17 protein-coding genes are annotated in these 18,045 nt (G+C 70.0%); 14 read left to right on the top strand and 3 right to left on the bottom strand.

From position 1 onward, the window contains the following. Window positions 1-93 precede the first annotated feature (93 nt). The 4 genes from ACIRR8_RS27075 to ACIRR8_RS27090 all read left to right on the top strand — a co-directional run bounded on the left by ACIRR8_RS27075 (window position 94) and on the right by ACIRR8_RS27090 (window position 3,672). Complete coding sequence (locus tag ACIRR8_RS27075) at window positions 94-747, top strand: response regulator transcription factor (RefSeq protein ID WP_006128158.1); 654 nt, start codon at window positions 94-96, stop codon at window positions 745-747. Between the two features lie 5 nt (window positions 748-752). Beyond that, a complete protein-coding gene (locus tag ACIRR8_RS27080; RefSeq protein WP_404069642.1) occupies window positions 753-1,985 on the top strand; it encodes a sensor histidine kinase in 1,233 nt (410 codons plus the stop codon). 405 nt (window positions 1,986-2,390) lie between these two features. After that, window positions 2,391-2,687 (top strand): DUF4193 domain-containing protein, encoded by a 297-nt coding sequence (locus ACIRR8_RS27085; RefSeq protein WP_003965732.1) that lies wholly within the window; start codon window positions 2,391-2,393, stop codon window positions 2,685-2,687. A gap of 13 nt (window positions 2,688-2,700) precedes the next feature. Further along, a complete protein-coding gene (locus ACIRR8_RS27090; protein WP_404069643.1) occupies window positions 2,701-3,672 on the top strand; it encodes a hypothetical protein in 972 nt (323 codons plus the stop codon). 24 nt (window positions 3,673-3,696) lie between these two features. On the opposite strand, the gene ACIRR8_RS27095 is transcribed toward ACIRR8_RS27090, so the two are convergent. Next, window positions 3,697-4,155: a DUF3093 domain-containing protein gene (locus tag ACIRR8_RS27095; RefSeq protein WP_404069645.1), complete on the bottom strand. Its 459-nt coding sequence runs from the start codon at window positions 4,153-4,155 to the stop codon at window positions 3,697-3,699. Window positions 4,156-4,213: 58 nt separating this feature from the next. Between ACIRR8_RS27095 and ACIRR8_RS27100 the strand changes: the two genes are divergently transcribed. The 7 genes from ACIRR8_RS27100 to ACIRR8_RS27130 all read left to right on the top strand — a co-directional run bounded on the left by ACIRR8_RS27100 (window position 4,214) and on the right by ACIRR8_RS27130 (window position 10,979). Continuing rightward, entirely contained in the window at window positions 4,214-4,798 is a 585-nt protein-coding gene (locus tag ACIRR8_RS27100) for a PaaI family thioesterase (protein ID WP_404069647.1), read from the top strand. Next, the gene (gene dut / locus ACIRR8_RS27105; RefSeq protein WP_356749056.1) at window positions 4,795-5,325 is read left to right on the top strand and encodes a dUTP diphosphatase; all 531 of its coding nucleotides are present in this window, start codon (window positions 4,795-4,797) and stop codon (window positions 5,323-5,325) included. Before ACIRR8_RS27100 ends, dut begins: the two co-directional genes overlap by 4 nt. 1 nt (window position 5,326) lies before the next feature. Beyond that, the gene (locus tag ACIRR8_RS27110; protein ID WP_404069649.1) at window positions 5,327-6,094 is read left to right on the top strand and encodes a DUF3710 domain-containing protein; all 768 of its coding nucleotides are present in this window, start codon (window positions 5,327-5,329) and stop codon (window positions 6,092-6,094) included. 230 nt (window positions 6,095-6,324) lie between these two features. After that, a complete protein-coding gene (locus tag ACIRR8_RS27115; RefSeq protein WP_404069651.1) occupies window positions 6,325-8,880 on the top strand; it encodes an ATP-binding protein in 2,556 nt (851 codons plus the stop codon). A gap of 104 nt (window positions 8,881-8,984) precedes the next feature. Further along, window positions 8,985-9,677, top strand: coding sequence for a response regulator (locus ACIRR8_RS27120; RefSeq protein ID WP_404069653.1), 693 nt, complete (start codon window positions 8,985-8,987; stop codon window positions 9,675-9,677). A gap of 75 nt (window positions 9,678-9,752) precedes the next feature. Continuing rightward, a complete protein-coding gene (locus ACIRR8_RS27125) occupies window positions 9,753-10,169 on the top strand; it encodes an OB-fold nucleic acid binding domain-containing protein (protein ID WP_078533286.1) in 417 nt (138 codons plus the stop codon). A 3-nt stretch (window positions 10,170-10,172) separates the two neighbouring features. Next, on the top strand, window positions 10,173-10,979 hold the full coding sequence (locus ACIRR8_RS27130) for a DUF3159 domain-containing protein (RefSeq protein ID WP_404069655.1): 807 nt from the start codon (window positions 10,173-10,175) through the stop codon (window positions 10,977-10,979). Between the two features lie 98 nt (window positions 10,980-11,077). Here ACIRR8_RS27130 and ACIRR8_RS27135 read toward each other — a convergent pair whose 3' ends face one another. Both ACIRR8_RS27135 and ACIRR8_RS27140 read right to left on the bottom strand, forming a co-directional pair. Continuing rightward, window positions 11,078-11,758, bottom strand: a complete 681-nt coding sequence (locus tag ACIRR8_RS27135; protein ID WP_404069657.1) for a potassium channel family protein — start codon at window positions 11,756-11,758, stop codon at window positions 11,078-11,080. Next, complete coding sequence (locus ACIRR8_RS27140) at window positions 11,758-12,426, bottom strand: potassium channel family protein (RefSeq protein WP_404069659.1); 669 nt, start codon at window positions 12,424-12,426, stop codon at window positions 11,758-11,760. Before ACIRR8_RS27140 ends, ACIRR8_RS27135 begins: the two co-directional genes overlap by 1 nt. 322 nt (window positions 12,427-12,748) lie before the next feature. Here ACIRR8_RS27140 and ACIRR8_RS27145 point away from each other — a divergent pair, with 322 nt between their 5' ends. The 3 genes from ACIRR8_RS27145 to ACIRR8_RS27155 all read left to right on the top strand — a co-directional run bounded on the left by ACIRR8_RS27145 (window position 12,749) and on the right by ACIRR8_RS27155 (window position 17,695). Next, window positions 12,749-14,800 carry an APC family permease gene (locus ACIRR8_RS27145; RefSeq protein ID WP_404069661.1) on the top strand — a complete coding sequence of 684 codons (2,052 nt, stop codon included), beginning with the start codon at window positions 12,749-12,751 and terminating at the stop codon, window positions 14,798-14,800. Window positions 14,801-14,914: 114 nt separating this feature from the next. Continuing rightward, window positions 14,915-16,243: a class I SAM-dependent RNA methyltransferase gene (locus ACIRR8_RS27150; protein ID WP_404069663.1), complete on the top strand. Its 1,329-nt coding sequence runs from the start codon at window positions 14,915-14,917 to the stop codon at window positions 16,241-16,243. A gap of 1,233 nt (window positions 16,244-17,476) precedes the next feature. Then, on the top strand, window positions 17,477-17,695 hold the full coding sequence (locus ACIRR8_RS27155) for an MbtH family protein (RefSeq protein ID WP_404069665.1): 219 nt from the start codon (window positions 17,477-17,479) through the stop codon (window positions 17,693-17,695). Window positions 17,696-18,045: the final 350 nt, after the last annotated feature.

Raw genomic sequence — 18,045 nt, forward strand, 5'->3', positions numbered from 1 at the left:
ACGCGTTGCGGGCAGGATGGACGCACACAGTCGGCCCCTCTCGGGGCCGTTCGCTGTGTGAACCCGTAGAAGGACCTAAGGAAGGACTGCGCTGTGCGCGTACTCGTCGTCGAGGACGAGCAGCTGCTCGCCGATGCGGTGGCCACCGGACTGCGCCGGGAGGCCATGGCCGTCGACGTCGTCTACGACGGTGCCGCGGCCCTGGAGCGCATCGGGGTCAACGACTACGACGTCGTCGTGCTGGACCGGGACCTCCCGGTGGTGCACGGTGACGACGTCTGCCGCAAGATCGTCGAGCTCGGCATGCCCACCCGGGTCCTCATGCTCACCGCCTCCGGCGACGTCAGCGACCGGGTCGAGGGCCTGGAGCTGGGCGCCGACGACTACCTGCCCAAGCCCTTCGCCTTCAGCGAGCTGACCGCCCGGGTGCGCGCGCTCGGCCGCCGTACGACGGTGGCGCTGCCGCCCGTCCTGGAGCGCGCCGGCATCAAGCTCGACCCGAACCGGCGCGAGGTCTTCCGCGACGAGGTGGAGATCCAGCTCGCCCCGAAGGAGTTCGCGGTGCTGGAGGTCCTGATGCGCAGCGAGGGCGCCGTCGTCTCGGCGGAGCAGCTCCTGGAGAAGGCCTGGGACGAGAACACCGACCCCTTCACCAACGTGGTGCGGGTCACGGTCATGACGCTCCGCCGCAAGCTCGGCGAACCGCCCGTCATCGTCACCGTGCCGGGCTCCGGATACCGGATCTGAGGACCATGGCAGCCACCCCGCCGCCCCCCACGGCACCTCCGAAGCCCACCTGGGAGCCCAAGCAGCAGGACCCCCCGTACCCCTGGCTGCGCCCGACCATCCGGATACGACTCACGCTGCTGTACGGCGGGATGTTCCTGATCGCGGGCATCCTGCTGCTCTCGATCATCTACATGCTGGCCGCGCAGGCCCTGCACGTCGGCAGCGAGCTGCCCTTCGAGATCGTCAGCGGCAAGGTCACCAGCGAGATCTGCGACCTGCCCCCGAACGCCAGCCCCGACGCCTTCAACGCCGCGGTGAACGCCTGCGTGAACAACCAGCGCAAGGCGGCCCTCGACACCCTGCTCAACCGGTCGCTCCTCGCCCTCGTCGGCCTCAGTGTGATCGCCTTCGCCTTCGGTTACGCCATGGCCGGCCGCGTCCTGTCCCCGCTCGGCCGGATCACCCGGACCGCGCGCAGGGTGGCGGGCACCGACCTGACCCGGCGGATCGAGCTGGACGGCCCGGACGACGAGCTCAAGGAGCTCGCGGACACCTTCGACGACATGCTGGACCGGCTGGAGCGGGCGTTCACCGCGCAGCAGCGGTTCGTCGGCAACGCCTCGCACGAGCTGCGCACGCCGCTGGCGATCAACCGCACGCTGCTGGAGGTCCACCTCTCCGATCCGGAGGCCCCGCCCGAGCTCCAGCAGCTCGGGAAGACGCTGCTGGCCACCAACGAACGCAGTGAACAGCTGGTCGAGGGGCTGCTGCTGCTGGCCCGCAGCGACAACCAGATCATCGAACGCAAACCGGTCGACCTCGCCGAGGTCGCCGACCGTGCCATCGACCAGGCCCGCTCGGAGGCGGTGGCGAGGAAGGTCGAGATCCACGGTGAGCGCTCCGCCGCCGTCGTCCAGGGCAACGGCGTCCTGCTGGAGCGGATCGCGCTGAACCTCGTACAGAACGCCGTGCGCTACAACGTGGCCGAGGACGGCTGGGTGGAGGTCGACACCTCCGTGCAGCCCGGACAGGCTCTGCTGACCGTCTCGAACACCGGTCCTGTGGTGCCGGCGTACGAGATCGACAACCTTTTCGAGCCCTTCCGGCGGCTGCGTACCGAGCGCACGGGCAGCGACAAGGGGGTCGGACTCGGCCTGTCGATCGCCCGGTCCGTCGCGCGGGCCCACGGAGGCCGTATCATCGCGGAGCCCCGCGAGGGCGGCGGTCTCGTGATGCGCGTCACCCTGCCGGTCTGAGAGGCTGCACGGTGTGACTCTGCACCGAATCTCCACGTTCGCTTTGGGCGGAATTTTCAGGACCCGTTCCCGGGCGAGCCGTGTGTGATCGATCACAGAGCACGTTTTCGGGTCATCTACGCTCCGTGATCACATCCTGTTCGGAAAGCCGGTAATCGTCCGGGTTTTCGGGGGGTGCTATCACGGGAAGTACACGGGGTGGCGCCTGTGAACTGCACAGTCGGGACCGTGTACGGTCCCCATCGCCACCCAAGCCGAGCCTCGCCGAGGCGGCCGGTTGGGTGTCGATTGAGTAACAGACCTTGATGTGAGGCAAAATCTCCGCCTCAGGTCGGGCACAAGTCCGGCCTCTCACGCGTTACGTGCGCTGAGACACCCGCAGAAACCCAAGAGGGGGAGAGCGACATGGCAACGGATTACGACACCCCACGCAAGACCGACGACGATGTGGACCAGGACAGCCTCGAAGAGCTCAAGGCTCGTCGGAGCGACAAGACGGCATCCGCCGTCGACGTCGACGAATTCGACGCGGCCGAAGGCCTCGAGCTGCCCGGCGCGGACCTCTCCAACGAGGAGCTGGCCGTCCGGGTCCTGCCCAAGCAGGCCGACGAGTTCACCTGCATGAGCTGCTTCCTGGTGCACCACCGCAGCCAGCTGGCCCGCGAGAAGAACGGTCAGCCCATCTGCCGCGACTGCGACTGAGGCAGGGTCGGCCGTGGCAGGCGACACACCGTTCCGGAAGCGGCGCCCCTGGCGCCGGCACGGACCGGAGGCGAATCAGGGCGGCACAGGCCCGGCAGCAGGCGTCAGCCCGTCTGCCGAGCGGTCCGCCGCCCTGCCGGATTCCTCCGGTGTTCCCGGTCCCGGTGATTCCGGCACCTCCGACGACGAGCGGGGCCGTTCGGCCTCGCTCGAAGTGGCGGGCGCGGCGGACCTGCCGGACCGGAGCGGAGAGCAGGACCAGGCGGAGCCCACGACCGGGGCAGGCCGCCTGAACGCAGTGAAACGGGGGGTACGCAAGGGCGGGGAGAGCGCCCGTGTCCTGGCCGGCCAGCTGGCCGACCGGATCATCGAAACGGCTCCCCGCGTCCCGGTGCGCGATCTCGCCACCCTGCGCAAGCAGTTCCCCGGGCTGGGGCCCGAGGAGCTCGCCGACAAGCTGGTGGCGGGCGCGAGCCGGGCCAGCGCCACCGTCGGCGCGGGCATCGGAGCGGCCGCCATGCTGCCCGTGCCACCCGCCATGCTCGCCGAGCTGGCGGCCGAGGTCACCGGCGTCGCCGCGGTCGAGATGAAGCTCGTCGCCGAGCTCCACGAGGTCTACGGCCACCGCCCGCCGGGCAACCTCGCCCAGCGCTCCACCGCGTATCTGACGTCGTGGACGGAGGAGCGCGGCATCGACGTCACCCGCCCCACCACGCTCAACGCGGCCCTGGGCGGCCAGATGAAGCGCGAGCTGCGTCAGCAGATCACCAAGCGCATGGCCCGCAACCTGCCCAACCTGATCCCGTTCATGATCGGCGCGGCCGTCGGCGCCACGATGAACCGCCGAGACACCCGCAAGCTCGCCGACCGGATCAGGAACGACCTGCGCAAGCGGCAGATCCCCTGGGACCGGCTCACCGAACTGCCCCCGCTGGAGCGTCCCGCCGTGCCGGTCGTCCTGCCCAAGGAGATCGACGGCGCCTGACCGGCGCCGCGCCGGGACCGGCTCTCAGGCCGCCGGTACGGCCGTCAGCGCCGCCGCCAGCCCTTCCGGGTCCCGGGTGGAGAGGAAGACGTACGGAGTCGGGTCCTGCGGATCCGTCACCTCCACCCGCACCGCCGTCCCCACATAGCTGCGCAGCAGCATGAAGGCGCGCGCGTCCGCCTTGTGCGTGCGCCAGGCGCGCGCCTCCTCGGCGTCCAGCACCTCGGGCTCCCCGAGCGCCGAGAGCGGAATACGCGCGTCACCCGCCACCAGGGCCCCGCCGACCACCCGGATCCGGGCGGAGCCGTAACTGCTCACCGCCGCCGCGGCCGCCGCCGTACCGCCGACCAGTCCGGCCAGCATCGGCAGGGCGCCGAGCGGCAGAAGCATCAGCGCACAGGCGACACCGATCCCGAAGGCGATGAACCACCAGGAACGGGGCGCGGTGAGACGTTCGTCGAAGGGCGGTGCGGAAGGCTGCATGGAACCAAGCTTGGCACGGCGCGACCGGCGTGCCGCCGCGCGGGTAAGGTCTGCGGCTGTGAGTGGAACATCAGCAGCTCTGACACCTCCGGCCGACGCCGTCGCCCCGGTCCGGCACCCGGACGCCCCGCCTCCCGGGGAGCTTCTCGGCGCGCACTACGAGCACTGTTTCGGCTGCGGCGACGGACAGCCGCACGGCCTGCACCTGATGGCACGGGCCGGCGAGGGCGTGAGCGTGACCGCCGAGTTCACCGTCAAGCCCGCCCACCAGGGCGCCCCGGGCCTCGCCCACGGCGGCGTGCTCGCCACCGCGCTGGACGAGACGCTCGGCTCGCTGAACTGGCTGCTGCGCACGATCGCGGTGACCGGACGGCTGGAGACCGACTTCGTGCGGCCCGTCCCGGTGGACACCGTGCTGCACCTGGACGCCCGCATCACCGCCGTACACGGCCGGAAGATCTACTCCACGGCCACCGGCCGGATCGGCGGTCCCGAGGGGCCCGTCGCGGTCCGGGCCGACGCGCTGTTCATCGAGGTCAAGGTGGACCACTTCATCGAGAACGGGCGGCCCGCCGAGATCCAGGCCGCCATGTCCGACCCCGACCAGGTCAGGCGCGCCCGCGCCTTCGAGGTGAACCCGTGACCCGCAACCCCGTCGACGTACTCATCCGCCTGCTCGACCCGGACGTACCGATTCCGGCGTACGGACACCCGGGCGACGCCGGGGCCGACCTGGTGACCACCGAGGCCGCCGAACTCGCCCCCGGCGAGCGCGCGGTGCTGCCCACCGGGGTCTCGATCGCCCTGCCCGACGGGTACGCCGCCTTCGTGCACCCGCGCTCCGGCCTCGCGGCCCGCTGCGGAGTGGCCCTCGTGAATGCCCCAGGGACGGTGGATGCCGGGTACCGTGGGGAGATCAAGGTGATCGTGGTCAACCTCGATCCGCGCGAGAGCGTCCGGTTCGAACGGTTCGACCGGATTGCCCAATTGGTTGTCCAGCAGGTCGAGAAGGTGCGCTTCCACGAGGTGGCGGAACTTCCCGGCTCGGCGCGGGCCGAAGGGGGCTTCGGGTCCACCGGCGGCCATGCGTCGGTGGACGTCGCCGAGGGCGGGATCACCCACGGTGGGAACAGCTACGCTTCGGTCGTATCCGACCGGGAAGGACAGTGACGTGTTCGGACGTCGCAAGAAGAGTGGTTCCGCCGAGGACGCGGCGGACGAGGTGCGCGAGGCCGAGCAGGTCGCCGACGAGAGCGCCGACGGGGCCGCGCCGAGCGCCCGCCGGGCGAATCTTCCGCCGGCTCCCCGGCCCGACGGACCCTGGGACAGCACCGAGGTCTCCCAGCCCGGCGAGGGCCGGGTCGACCTGGGCGGCATCTTCGTGCCCGGGGTCGAGGGCATGGAGCTGCGCGTAGAGGTGGCCGGGGACGCGATCGTCGCCGCCACCGTCGTGCTCCGCGACAGCGCGGTCCAGCTGCAGGCCTTCGCCGCTCCCAAGCGCGAGGGCATCTGGGGCGAGGTCCGCGAGGAGATCGCCTCCGGCATCACGCAGCAGGGCGGCGTCATCGACGAGGTCGAGGGCCCGCTGGGCTGGGAGCTGCGCGCGCAGGTCCCCGTACAGCTCCCGGACGGCACCAACGGTGTCCAGCTGGTGCGCTTCGTCGGTGTCGACGGCCCCCGCTGGTTCCTGCGCGGAGTCATCTCCGGCCAGGGCGCCGTCCAGCCGGAGGCCGCGGGCCTGCTGGAGACGATCTTCCGGGACACCGTGGTGGTCCGTGGGGACGCCCCGATGGCCCCGCGCGACCCGATCGTCCTGAAGCTCCCCAACGACGCCCAGATGGTGCCCGAGGGCGTCCAGCAGGAGGAGCAGGAGGGCTCGAAGTTCTCCGGCGGCATGGGCCAGCTCCAGCGCGGACCGGAGATCACCGAGGTCCGCTAGCGGTAGTACGTCACCACAGCATCGCGGCCGGTGGGCCGCACCCTCCTGCGGGGTGCGGCCCACCGGCTTTTCACCTGCACGCCGCGCATCAGAGTTCCGTCAATACGGCCCGCGCCGCCACTCCCGGCCCCGGATGGCGTCCGCGCGCGGAGTAGCGTCCAAGGTGGCAGCCGCACCGGGCGCCACCGGCCGTGGACGGACGACGGCCGACGAAAGAAGACAATGGGGTCATGGGACGCGGCACACTCCGGATCTACCTGGGCGCGGCACCGGGCGTCGGCAAGACGTACGCGATGCTCTCCGAGGCCCACCGCAGGGTCGAGCGCGGCACCGACTGCGTGGTGGCCTACGTGAACCACCACGGCCGGCCGCGCACCGAGGCGCTGCTGCACGGCCTGGAGCAGGTCCGGCGCCGCGAGATCACCCACCACCCGGCCCACCCCGCCGAGACCGAGATGGACGTCGACGCCGTCCTGGAGCGCGCCCCGGCCGTCGCCCTGGTCGACGAGCTGGCCCACACCAACCTGCCCGGCTCCCGCAACGCCAAGCGCTGGCAGGACGTCGAGGAACTCCTGCGCGCCGGCATCGACGTCATATCCACGGTCAACATCCAGCACATCGAGTCGCTCGGCGACGTCGTCGAGTCGATCACCGGCGTACGCCGCCAGGAGACCGTCCCGGACGAGGTGGTGCGCCGGGCCGACCAGATCGAGCTGGTCGACATGTCGCCCCAGGCGCTACGCCGCCGGATGGCGCACGGCAACATCTATCAGCCCGACAAGATGGACGCGGCGCTCTCGAACTACTTCCGGCCCGGCAATCTGACCGCGCTGCGCGAGCTGGCCCTGCTGTGGACGGCGGACCGGGTGGACGAGTACCTCCAGCAGTACCGGGGCGAGCACAACATCCGTACCACCTGGCAGGCCCGCGAACGCATCGTCGTCGGCCTCACCGGCGGGCCCGAGGGGCGCACCCTCATCCGCCGCGCCTCCCGGATGGCCGCCAAGGGCTCCGGCAGCGAGATCCTCGCCGTCTACATCGCGCGCAGCGACGGACTGACCTCCGCATCGCCCAAGGAGCTCGCCGTCCAGCGCACCCTGGTCGAGGACGTCGGCGGAACGTTCCACCACGTCATCGGCGACGACATCCCCGCCGCCCTCCTGGAGTTCGCCCGAGGCGTCAACGCCACCCAGATCGTGCTGGGCTCCAGCCGCCGCAAGACCTGGCAGTACATCTACGGCCCCGGGGTCGGCGCCACCGTCGCCCGGGAGTCCGGACCCGACCTGGACGTCCACATCGTCACCCACGAAGAGGTGGCCAAGGGGCGCGGCCTGCCCATCGCGCGCGGTGCCCGGCTCGGGCGGGCCCGGATCATCTCGGGCTGGCTCGTCGGTGTCGCCGGCCCGGTCCTCCTCTCGCTGCTGCTGCGAAGCCTGGAGAACGGCCCAGGCCTCGCCAACGACGTCCTGCTCTTCCTCTTCCTGACCGTCGCCGCCGCCCTGCTCGGCGGACTGCGGCCCGCCCTCGCCTCGGCCGCCGTCGGCGTGATGCTCCTGAACTACTGGTTCACCCCGCCGACCCAGACCCTGACCGTCCAGGACCCGGAGAACTTCGTCGCCATCGTGATCTTCTTCGCGGTCGCCGTGGCGGTCTCCTCGGTGGTGGACCTGGCGGCCCGCCGCACCCACCAGGCGGCCCGGCTGCGCGCCGAGTCGGAGATCCTCTCCTTCCTGGCGGGCAGCGTGCTGCGCGGCGAGACCGCGCTGGACGCGCTGCTGGAGCGGGTCCGTGAGACCTTCGCGATGGAGTCGGTCGCGCTGCTGGAGCGGGCCAGCGACGTCGACCCGTGGACCTGCGCCGGGTTCGTCGGGCCCGCCCCGGTCGCCCGGCCCGACGACGCGGACGTGGACATGCCGGTCGGTGACAACATGGCGCTCGCGCTCTCGGGCCGGGTGCTGCCGGCCGAGGACCGCCGGGTGCTCGGCGCCTTCGCCGCCCAGGCGGCCGTCGTCCTGGACCGCCAGCGCCTGGTCTGGGAGGCCGAGCAGGCCCGCAGGCTCGCCGAGGGCAACCGGATCAGGACCGCGCTGCTCGCCGCCGTCAGCCACGACCTGCGCACCCCGCTCGCCGGGATCAAGGCCGCCGTCAGCTCGCTCCGGTCCGACGACGTCGCCTGGTCGCCGGAGGACGAGGCGGAGCTCCTCGAAGGCATCGAGGACGGCGCCGACCGGCTCGACCACCTGGTGGGCAACCTGCTGGACATGTCCCGCCTCCAGACCGGCACCGTGACGCCGCTGATCCGCGAGATCGACCTCGACGAGGTCGTCCCGATGGCGCTCGGCGGCGTCCCGGAGGACAGCGTCGACCTGGACATCCCCGAGACGCTGCCCATGGTCGCCGTCGACCCGGGGCTGCTGGAGCGGGTCGTCGCCAATGTCGTGGAGAACGCCGTCAAGTACAGCCCCGGCGGTTCGCGGGTCGCGGTGGCCGCCAGCGCGCTCGGCGAACGCGTCGAGCTCCGGGTCGTCGACCGGGGGCGCGGCGTCCCCGACGAGGCCAAGGAGCGGATCTTCGAGCCCTTCCAGCGGTACGGTGACGCGCCGCGCGGCGCCGGAGTGGGCCTCGGCCTCGCGGTCTCCCGGGGCTTCGCCGAGGCGATGGGCGGCACGCTGGACGCCGAGGACACGCCCGGTGGCGGGCTCACCATGGTCCTCACGCTCACCGCGGCACCGGGCCGGGACCAGGCCGAGGGCCGCGCGGCCCTCCCGGCCGAGGCCACCCCATGACGGACCCGCCGCGCACGATCCCGCCGCCCCATGGCGGACCCGCCCCACGTGAAGCACGCCCCCTCCTCCCCGCACAGCCAGCTCAGCAGAAAGGCAGGTCCGCGATGACCCGGGTCCTTGTGGTCGACGACGAGCCGCAGATCGTCCGCGCCCTCGTGCTCAACCTGAAGGCCCGGCAGTACGAGGTCGACGCAGCCCCCGACGGGGCGACCGCCCTCCAGCTCGCCGCCGCCCTCCACCCGGACGTCGTGGTGCTCGACCTCGGGCTGCCCGACATGGACGGGGTCGAGGTGATCCGGAGCCTGCGCGGCTGGACCCGGGTCCCGATCCTCGTCCTCTCCGCACGCCACACCTCCGACGAGAAGGTCGAGGCGCTGGACGCGGGCGCCGACGACTACGTCACCAAGCCCTTCGGCATGGATGAGCTGCTGGCCCGGCTGCGCGCCTCCGTGCGCCGCTCGGAACCGGTCGGCCAGGACGTCACCGAGGACCTCGCGATCGTGGAGACGGCCGGCTTCACCGTCGACCTGGCCGCGAAGAAGGTGCACCGCGCCGGCCGCGACGTACGGCTCACTCCCACCGAGTGGCACCTCCTTGAGGTCCTCGTCCGCAACGACGGCCGCCTGGTCGGCCAGAAACAGCTCCTCCAGGAGGTCTGGGGGCCCTCCTACGGCACCGAGACCAACTATCTGCGGGTCTACATGGCCCAGCTGCGCCGCAAGCTGGAGGCGGACCCCTCGCACCCCCGCCACTTCGTCACCGAGCCGGGCATGGGCTACCGCTTCGAGCGCGACTGACGCCCGCCGCGTCACCCTTTCGAGTGGTTCACCCGGGCCTCGGCCCGGGGCACGGGGGACCGGTACCCTTCGGGTATGAGCGCTGTTCCCCGACACGAGAAGGCCGGCAGGGCGGAGAGGCCGTCCGGCCGCTTCCGCCGTATGCTCGACCGGCTCTCCAGCTCCCAGGAGGACCTGGAGTCCCAGGAGCTGCGGGAGGACACCCAGGCCACCGGATGCACCCGGATATCGGAGTGCTCCGACCGCCAGATCGTGAAGGTGGCTGGTACGTTGCGGACCGTCACCCTCCGACCCCGTGCCGGAGTGCCCGCCCTGGAGGCGGAGCTCTTCGACGGCACCGAGCCGCTGGACGTGGTCTGGTTGGGCCGGCGCTCCATCGTCGGCATAGAGCCCGGCCGCCGGATCATCGCCTCGGGCCGGGTCGCCATGAGTCACGGGCGCCGGGTGCTGTTCAACCCCACATACGAACTCCGACCGCTCGGCAAGGAGTAGCCGGTGACGTCTCTCGACAAGCCGACGTCCGAAACGGACCAGCCCCACCCCACCGACCGGGAGAACACCGGCGGAAGGCACGCCGCCCAGCAGGACGCCGAGTCGAAGGCGGTCACCGAAGCCGCCCTCTTCGAGGCCTTCGGCGGCGTGCGCGGAATGGTGGAGACGGTCCTGCCCGGGCTGCTCTTCGTCACGATCTTCACCATCAACAAGGACCTGCACATCTCGGCCATCGCGGCCCTGGCCGTCTCCCTGGCCCTGGTCGCCGTACGGCTGATCCGCCGGGACACCGTGAAGCACGCCTTCAGCGGCGTCTTCGGTGTGGCCTTCGGTGTCGTCTTCGCGATGATGACGGGCAACGCCAAGGACTTCTACCTGCCGGGCATGCTCTACACCCTGGGGCTGGCCGTCGCCTATCTCGGCACCGCCGCCGCGGGCGTGCCGCTGATCGGTCTCATCCTGGGCCCGGTCTTCAAGGAGAACCTCTCCTGGCGGACGCGTAACCCGGGCCGGAAGAAGGCGTACACCAAGGCGAGTTACGCCTGGGGCCTCATCCTGCTCACCAAGTGCGCGATCCTCTTCCCGCTCTACTGGTGGGCCGACACCACCCAGTTCGGCTGGGTGCTGATCGCGCTGAAGATCCCGCCGTTCCTCCTCGCGGTCTACCTGACCTGGGTCTTCCTCGCGAAGGCGCCGCCGCCCATCGACGTCTTCGCCGAGATGGAGGCCGAGGAGAAGGCGGCGGAGCAGGCCGAGAAGGACCGCAAGGCCGAGCAGGCCGCGGCGGCTCTCCGCACCCCGGAGGCGTGAAGACGTAAGGCGTGAAGACGTAAAAGGAAGGGCCCGTTACCGCTGTTGTGCGGTTACGGGCCCCTCTTATGCTCACGCGTCAGCTCTACGGCGGTGTGTCAGTCGTCGGACGACAGATCGCGGCGGACCGACAACAGGTCCTCCAACTGCTCCTCGCGCGCCTGGGCCGCCACGAACAGCAGCTCGTCACCGGCCTCCAGGGACTCATCGGGGCTCGGCGTCAGCACCCGCGTCCCGCGGATGATGGTGACCAGCGAGGTGTCCTCGGGCCAGGCCACATCGCCGACCCGGGTCCCGGCCAGCGCCGACTCCGGCGGCAGCGTCAGCTCCACCAGGTTGGCGTCGCCGTGGCTGAAGCGCAGCAGCCGGACCAGATCGCCGACGCTCACCGCCTCCTCGACCAGGGCCGACATCAGCCGCGGGGTGGAGACCGCGACATCGACGCCCCAGGACTCGTTGAAGAGCCACTCGTTCTTCGGGTGGTTGACCCGCGCCACCACGCGCGGCACGCCGTACTCGGTCTTCGCGAGCAGCGAGACGACCAGGTTCACCTTGTCGTCGCCCGTCGCCGCGATCACCACGTTGCAGCGCTGGAGGGCCGCCTCGTCCAGCGAGGTGATCTCGCAGGCGTCCGCGAGCAGCCACTCGGCCGACGGGACCCGCTCCACCGAGATGGCGCTGGGCGCCTTGTCGATGAGCAGTACCTCGTGCCCGTTCTCCAGGAGTTCGGCGGCGATGGAACGGCCCACCGCGCCCGCTCCGGCAATCGACACACGCATCAGTGACCGCCCTCCTCGGGACCCTCGGCGAAGGCCTCTTCGACCTTGGCGATCTCGTCGGTACGCATCATCACGTGCACCAGGTCGCCGTCCTGGAGGACGGTCTGCGACGTCGGCAGGATGGCCTCGCCCAACCGGGTGAGGAAGGCGACGCGGACGCCGGTCTGCTCCTGGAGGGTGCTGATCCGGTGGCCGATCCACGACGGCGTCGTGTGCACCTCGGCGAGCTGCACCCCCCCGCTCGGATCGCGCCACAGCGGCTCCGCGCCGGACGGCAGCAGCCGCCGCAGCATCTGGTCCGCCGTCCAGCGGACCGTGGCCACGGTGGGGATCCCGATCCGCTGGTACACCTCGGCCCGCTTCGGGTCGTAGATACGGGCCGCGACGTTCTCGATGGAGAACATCTCGCGGGCCACGCGGGCCGCGATGATGTTGGAGTTGTCGCCGCTGCTGACCGCGGCGAACGCCCCGGCCTCCTCAATGCCTGCCTCGCGGAGGGTGTCCTGATCGAAGCCGACCCCGGTGACCCGGCGACCGCCGAATCCGGACCCGAGGCGGCGGAAGGCCGTGGGGTCCTGGTCGATCACCGCGACCGTGTGGCCCTGCTGCTCCAGGGTCTGTGCGAGAGCGGCTCCGACGCGCCCGCAGCCCATGATGACGATGTGCACCGTTCGCCTACCTCGCCGTCCTGGTCAACCGGCTGACCTGCGAAAACACGCTGCTCACACTTCTCTCTCAGCTTGCCGGGCAAACAACGGGGCAACGACTTCGGCGCTGCCCGGGGATGAGCTTATGCCGCTGAGGGGCCGCTGATTCCTCCGAGTGTGCGTTGCCCCGGACACATGGGCAAAGGGGGAGTAAAAGTGCTGCGCCACTCGCAAGGATTGCGTTAAGGATTACGGTCGGATTCTGCTCCTACCGCAGGAGAACAGGGGTGTCACGCCGATCAGGCGCGCGTGACCGGCACGGTGGCCGCTTACGATCCTCGACGTGTCCAAACTGACCGACGTGCCCAAAAGGATTCTGATCGGCCGGGCGCTGCGCAGCGACAAGCTGGGGGAGACGCTCCTCCCCAAGCGCATCGCGCTCCCCGTCTTCGCATCCGACCCGCTGTCCTCGGTGGCGTACGCACCTGGAGAAGTCCTCCTGGTCCTGTCCATCGCGGGCGTGTCGGCGTACCACTTCAGCCCGTGGATCGCGCTCGCCGTCGCCATCCTCATGTTCACGGTGGTCGCCTCCAACCGGCAGAACGTCCGTGCCTACCCGAGCGGTGGCGGTGACTACGAGGTCACGGCGACCAACCTCGGCCCCAAGGCCGGACTGACCGTCGCGAGCGCCCTGCTCGTCGACTACGTCCTCACCGTCGCCGTGTCGATCTCCTCGGGCATCGAGAACCTCGGCTCCGCGATCCCGTTCGTCATCGAGCACAAGATCCCCATGGCCATCGGCGCCATCGTCCTGCTCACCCTGATGAACCTGCGAGGAGTCAAGGAGTCCGGGAAGCTCTTCGCCATCCCCACCTACCTCTTCGTGGTGGGTGTCTTCCTGATGATCCTCTGGGGCGCGTTCCGCGGGCTGATCCTCGGCGACACCATGAACGCCCCCACCGCCGACTTCGAGATCAAGCCCGAGCACCCGGGCCTCGCCGGATTCGCCCTCGTCTTCCTCCTGCTGCGCGCCTTCTCCTCCGGCTGCGCGGCCCTGACCGGCGTCGAGGCGATCAGCAACGGTGTGCCGGCCTTCCGGAAGCCGAAGAGCAAGAACGCCGCGACCACCCTCGCCCTGATGGGCCTCCTGGCGGTCACCATGTTCTGCGGGATCATCGGCCTGGCCATGGCCACCAACGTCAAGATGGCCGAGAACCCGGCCGTCGACCTGATCCGCGACGGGGTGCCGGTAGGCCCGGCCTACACCCAGGACCCGGTCATCGCGCAGGTCGCGGAGGCCGTCTTCGGCCACGGCTCGTTCCTCTTCATGATCCTCGCCGCGGCCACCGCGCTGGTCCTCTTCCTGGCCGCGAACACCGCGTACAACGGCTTCCCGCTGCTCGGATCGATCCTCGCCCAGGACCGCTACCTGCCGCGCCAACTGCACACCCGCGGCGACCGCCTCGCCTTCTCCAACGGCATCCTGCTGCTGGCCGGGGCCGCCATCGCGCTGGTCTGGATCTACGACGCCGACTCCACCCACCTCATCCAGCTCTACATCGTCGGGGTGTTCGTCGCCTTCACCTTCAGTCAGATCGGCATGGTGCGGCACTGGAACCGCCTGCTCGCCGACGAGCGCGACCAGGCCAAGCGCCGCCACATGATCCGCTCCCGGGCCATCAACGCCTTCGGGGCCTTCTTCACCGGTCTGGTCCTGGTCGTGGTCCTGGCCACCAAGTTCACGCACGGCGCCTGGGTCGCACTGCTCGGCATGGTGATCTTCTACGGCACGATGACCGCGATCCGGAAGCACTACGACCGGGTGGCCGCCGAGATCGCCGCGGACGACGCCGCCCCCGACGCGACCATGCGCCCCTCCCGCGTCCACGCGATCGTCCTGGTCTCCAAGCTCCACCGCCCGACCCTGCGCGCCCTCGCCTACGCCAAGCTGATCCGCGCCGACCACATGGAGGCGCTCTCCATCAGCGTCGACCCGGACGAGACGAAGGCGCTGCGCCAGGACTGGGAGCGGCGCAACATCGACGTACCGCTCAAGATCCTGGACTCGCCGTACCGCGAGGTGACCCGCCCGGTCATCGAGTACGTGAAGGGCCTGCGCCGGCAGAGCCCGCGCGATGTGGTCAGTGTCTACATCCCGGAGTACGTGGTCGGCCACTGGTACGAGCACCTGCTGCACAACCAGAGCGCCCTGCGCCTCAAGGGCCGCCTGCTGTTCACCCCGGGTGTGATGGTCACCTCCGTCCCCTACCAGCTCCAGTCCTCCGAGGCGGCGAAGAAGCGGGCGCGCAGGCGTGCGAACTGGAGCGCTCCGGGTTCGGTACGGCGGGGCCCGGTGGAACGCCGGCACCACAAGGAGCCGGGCCGGAAGGGCTGAGTGGGGCGGCGAGGCTCGCGTGGTAAGCACCCTGGCGGTACCCACGTAGACTGGTGGGCTGTTGTCCGGCCGCGCGAACCCGCCTTCCCCTTCCCCTTTCTGGAGCCTCCCCTCATGCAGAACGAACCCACGTCGTCGCTGGTCGGGGAGGAGTACGAGGTCGAGGTCGGGCCCGTCGCGCACGGCGGCCACTGCATCGCCCGTACGGCCGAGAACCAGGTCCTCTTCGTCCGCCACACACTCCCCGGTGAGAAGATCATCGCCAAGGTCACCGACGGCGACACGGACTCCCGCTTCCTGCGGGCCGACGCCGTACGTGTCCTGGAGCCGTCCAAGGACCGCGTCGAGGCCCCGTGCCCGTACGCGGGCCCCGGCATGTGCGGCGGCTGCGACTGGCAGCACGCCAAGCCCGGCGCGCAGCGCCGCCTCAAGGGCGAGGTGATCGCCGAGCAGCTGAAGCGCCTGGCGGGCCTGACGCCCGAGGAGGCCGGCTGGGACGGCACGGTGATGCCCGCCGAGGGCGACAAGCTCCCGCCGGGCGAGGTCCCGGCCTGGCGCACCCGCGTCCAGTACACGGTGGACGCGGAGGGCCGGGCGGGCCTGCGCAAGCACCGCTCGCACGACGTCCAGCCGATCGACCGCTGCCTGATCGCGGCACCCGGCGTCTGCGAACTCGGCGTCGAGAAGCGCACATGGCCGCAGATCGCCGCGGTCGAGGCCATCACCGCCACCGGCTCCAACGACCGCCAGGTCATCCTCACCCCGAAGCCCGGCGGCCGGCTCCCCCTGGTGGAGCTGGACAAGCCGGTCTCCGTACTCCGCGTGGAGGAGCACGACGGCGGCGTCCACCGTGTCCACGGCCGCGCCTTCGTCCGCGAACGCGCCGACGACCGCACCTACCGGGTCGGTTCCGGCGGCTTCTGGCAGGTACACCCGCAGGCGGCCAACACCCTGGTCCGCGCGGTCATGCAGGGCCTGCTGCCCCGCAAGAACGACACGGCCCTCGACCTCTACTGCGGCGTCGGCCTCTTCGCCGGCGCCATCGGCCAGCGCATCGGCGAGAAGGGCGCGGTGCTCGGCATCGAGTCCGGCAAGCGCGCGGTCGAGGACGCCCGCCACAACCTCAAGGACCTGGACCGCGTCCGCATCGAGCAGGGCAAGGTCGACCAGGTCCTGCCCCGCACGGGCATCACGGAATGCGACCTGATCGTCCTGGACCCGCCCCGCGCGGGCGCCGGCAAGCAGGTGGTGAAGCACCTGGTGTCGCTGGGTGCACGCCGTGTCGCGTACGTCGCCTGCGACCCGGCGGCACTGGCACGGGACCTGGCGTACTTCGCGGAGGGCGGGTACCGGGTGCGGACGCTGCGGGCGTTCGATCTGTTTCCGATGACGCACCATGTGGAGTGCGTGGCGATTCTTGAGCCTGTCGCAAAGGGCGCCTGACCTGCGGGTTTGAGTGGTGTGTGCCATGTGTGTTATGGGCTTTACGGGCGATATCTTGATGCTGAAATGACGCTCTCCGAGGCATCTTGACGCTCATTTGACGCCCGTTCTGATGGGCCGTCAGGCGCGTTGTCCCGCTGATCAGGCGGCCTCCTGACTGCGCGGGTGTGGCAAGGCGCCGGGAATTTCGTGGTGCTGGGCGATCCCACTCAGCCACCTGCGCAGAGTGCCAGTAGGTTCTTCGTCTGCTGGTGGTACATGCCTCGCATGGCCGTTGACCAGCGGAAACGGCCACGATTCGGCCAAGCTGTAGGCGGGTGGTCCGCGCATGGACCGGATCTTGGTCGGCGCGCAGTGCACCCAACTGCGGTCGATGTCGTCCGGGTGTCGCGCGACGAGGGCTTCCTCGTACGCCGTGACGCGCGGCGCCGGAGGCGCGAAGGCACCGGCCGACTCCAGGCGGCACCCGTGGAGCACGTCCTGGGTCGAGCCCGCTCGGTGGTTGCCGAGCGGACGGTGGCCGTCCCGCACAGCACGGTCATAGCTCACAGCCGCCTCGTCGCGACAGCAGTTCTGCCGACGCCGGCAGACGCCGCCTCAGTCGTCCGCGACGAGACGTGGCGCCGGCAGCCGCTACCGCGTGTGCCGCGGGTGCGGCTTCTGTGAGTTCGGCGCCTGGTCCAGTGACCTGGTGGATGAGAGGGGGACGGTCGGGTTCAGCACGTCCTGGGCACCGGGCCGAGTACGCCCCCGTGGGGGTGCATTCGCGCGGCGCGGAAGCGCGGCATAGTTGTGCGTGCCTACCTGTCAAGAAGTGTCAGGCGAATATGCCTCTGGTGCTGCGTCGCATCCATGCGGCCGAAACCGGCCACATTTGCACACGGAGTCGCTGGAGCGGCTGAATATCTCTGGAAGAATGCAGAAGGCATATGCCTGAAGCATGTGATTTGTGTCATTTAAATAAACTCCCTCGATCGTGTGCGGTTGGTTTGCCTCCGGGTAGACGTTGGTCCTCTAGTGTGACCGTCTGGCGCGAGTGGCCTCATGGGGATACCGGCTGCCCCGCTCTGGAAGTTCCTGTTACTTGCCGGTACATCTGTCGCCACCCCGCGTGATCGGTATCGTGTCGAGTGGCTGGATTTCTGCTTCGCAGACGGAAAATGCTGAATCGGTATGTCTGGAAGCGTTCGGCGAGTACGCTGTGAAGGTACTGCGAAAAGAATGGGGGGAGTCATGGCTAATCCTTTCGACGACGAGTCGGAGCGGTTCGTGGCGCTGGTTAACGACGAGGGGCAATACTCGCTGTGGCCTGCGGGTATTGATATCCCGGGCGGCTGGGGTGTTGCCTGCCCGGAGGGGTCGCGCCAGGAATGTCTTGACGTGATCGAAGCGGCCTGGCGCGACATGCGTCCCGCCAGCCTGGTGCAGGCGATGGAGGCTGACGCCGGCTAGGCCGGTTCCCCGCCGTCGCAGCTCCGCTCAGGTTCGACGGCGCCCCGAGCCTTTCCTGTCATGGGACCTCGTTTCGATCAAAAACGATCAAACGTGATCGCGCATCAGTCAATCTGTGACAGGCGATGATCTTTTTCCCTTCACCTGTGACACTTATGTGGCACAGGTGAATACTCCGCGCCTGATGCAACGGTGAAACGGTTTCATGCCGGGGCGTTGCCCCCGGTGTGAGGCCCCGCCATCCCTAATGGCTCAGGTGCATCCCCGGCGCCCGGTGCATGGGTGTTCCGATCCGGTTTCGCGGTCCCGTTGCTCCTTGATGGCGGTGAATTCCGTGATCGCCCCGTGCG

The organism is Streptomyces sp. NPDC101178 (assembly GCF_044767965.1).
Classification (GTDB): domain Bacteria; phylum Actinomycetota; class Actinomycetes; order Streptomycetales; family Streptomycetaceae; genus Streptomyces.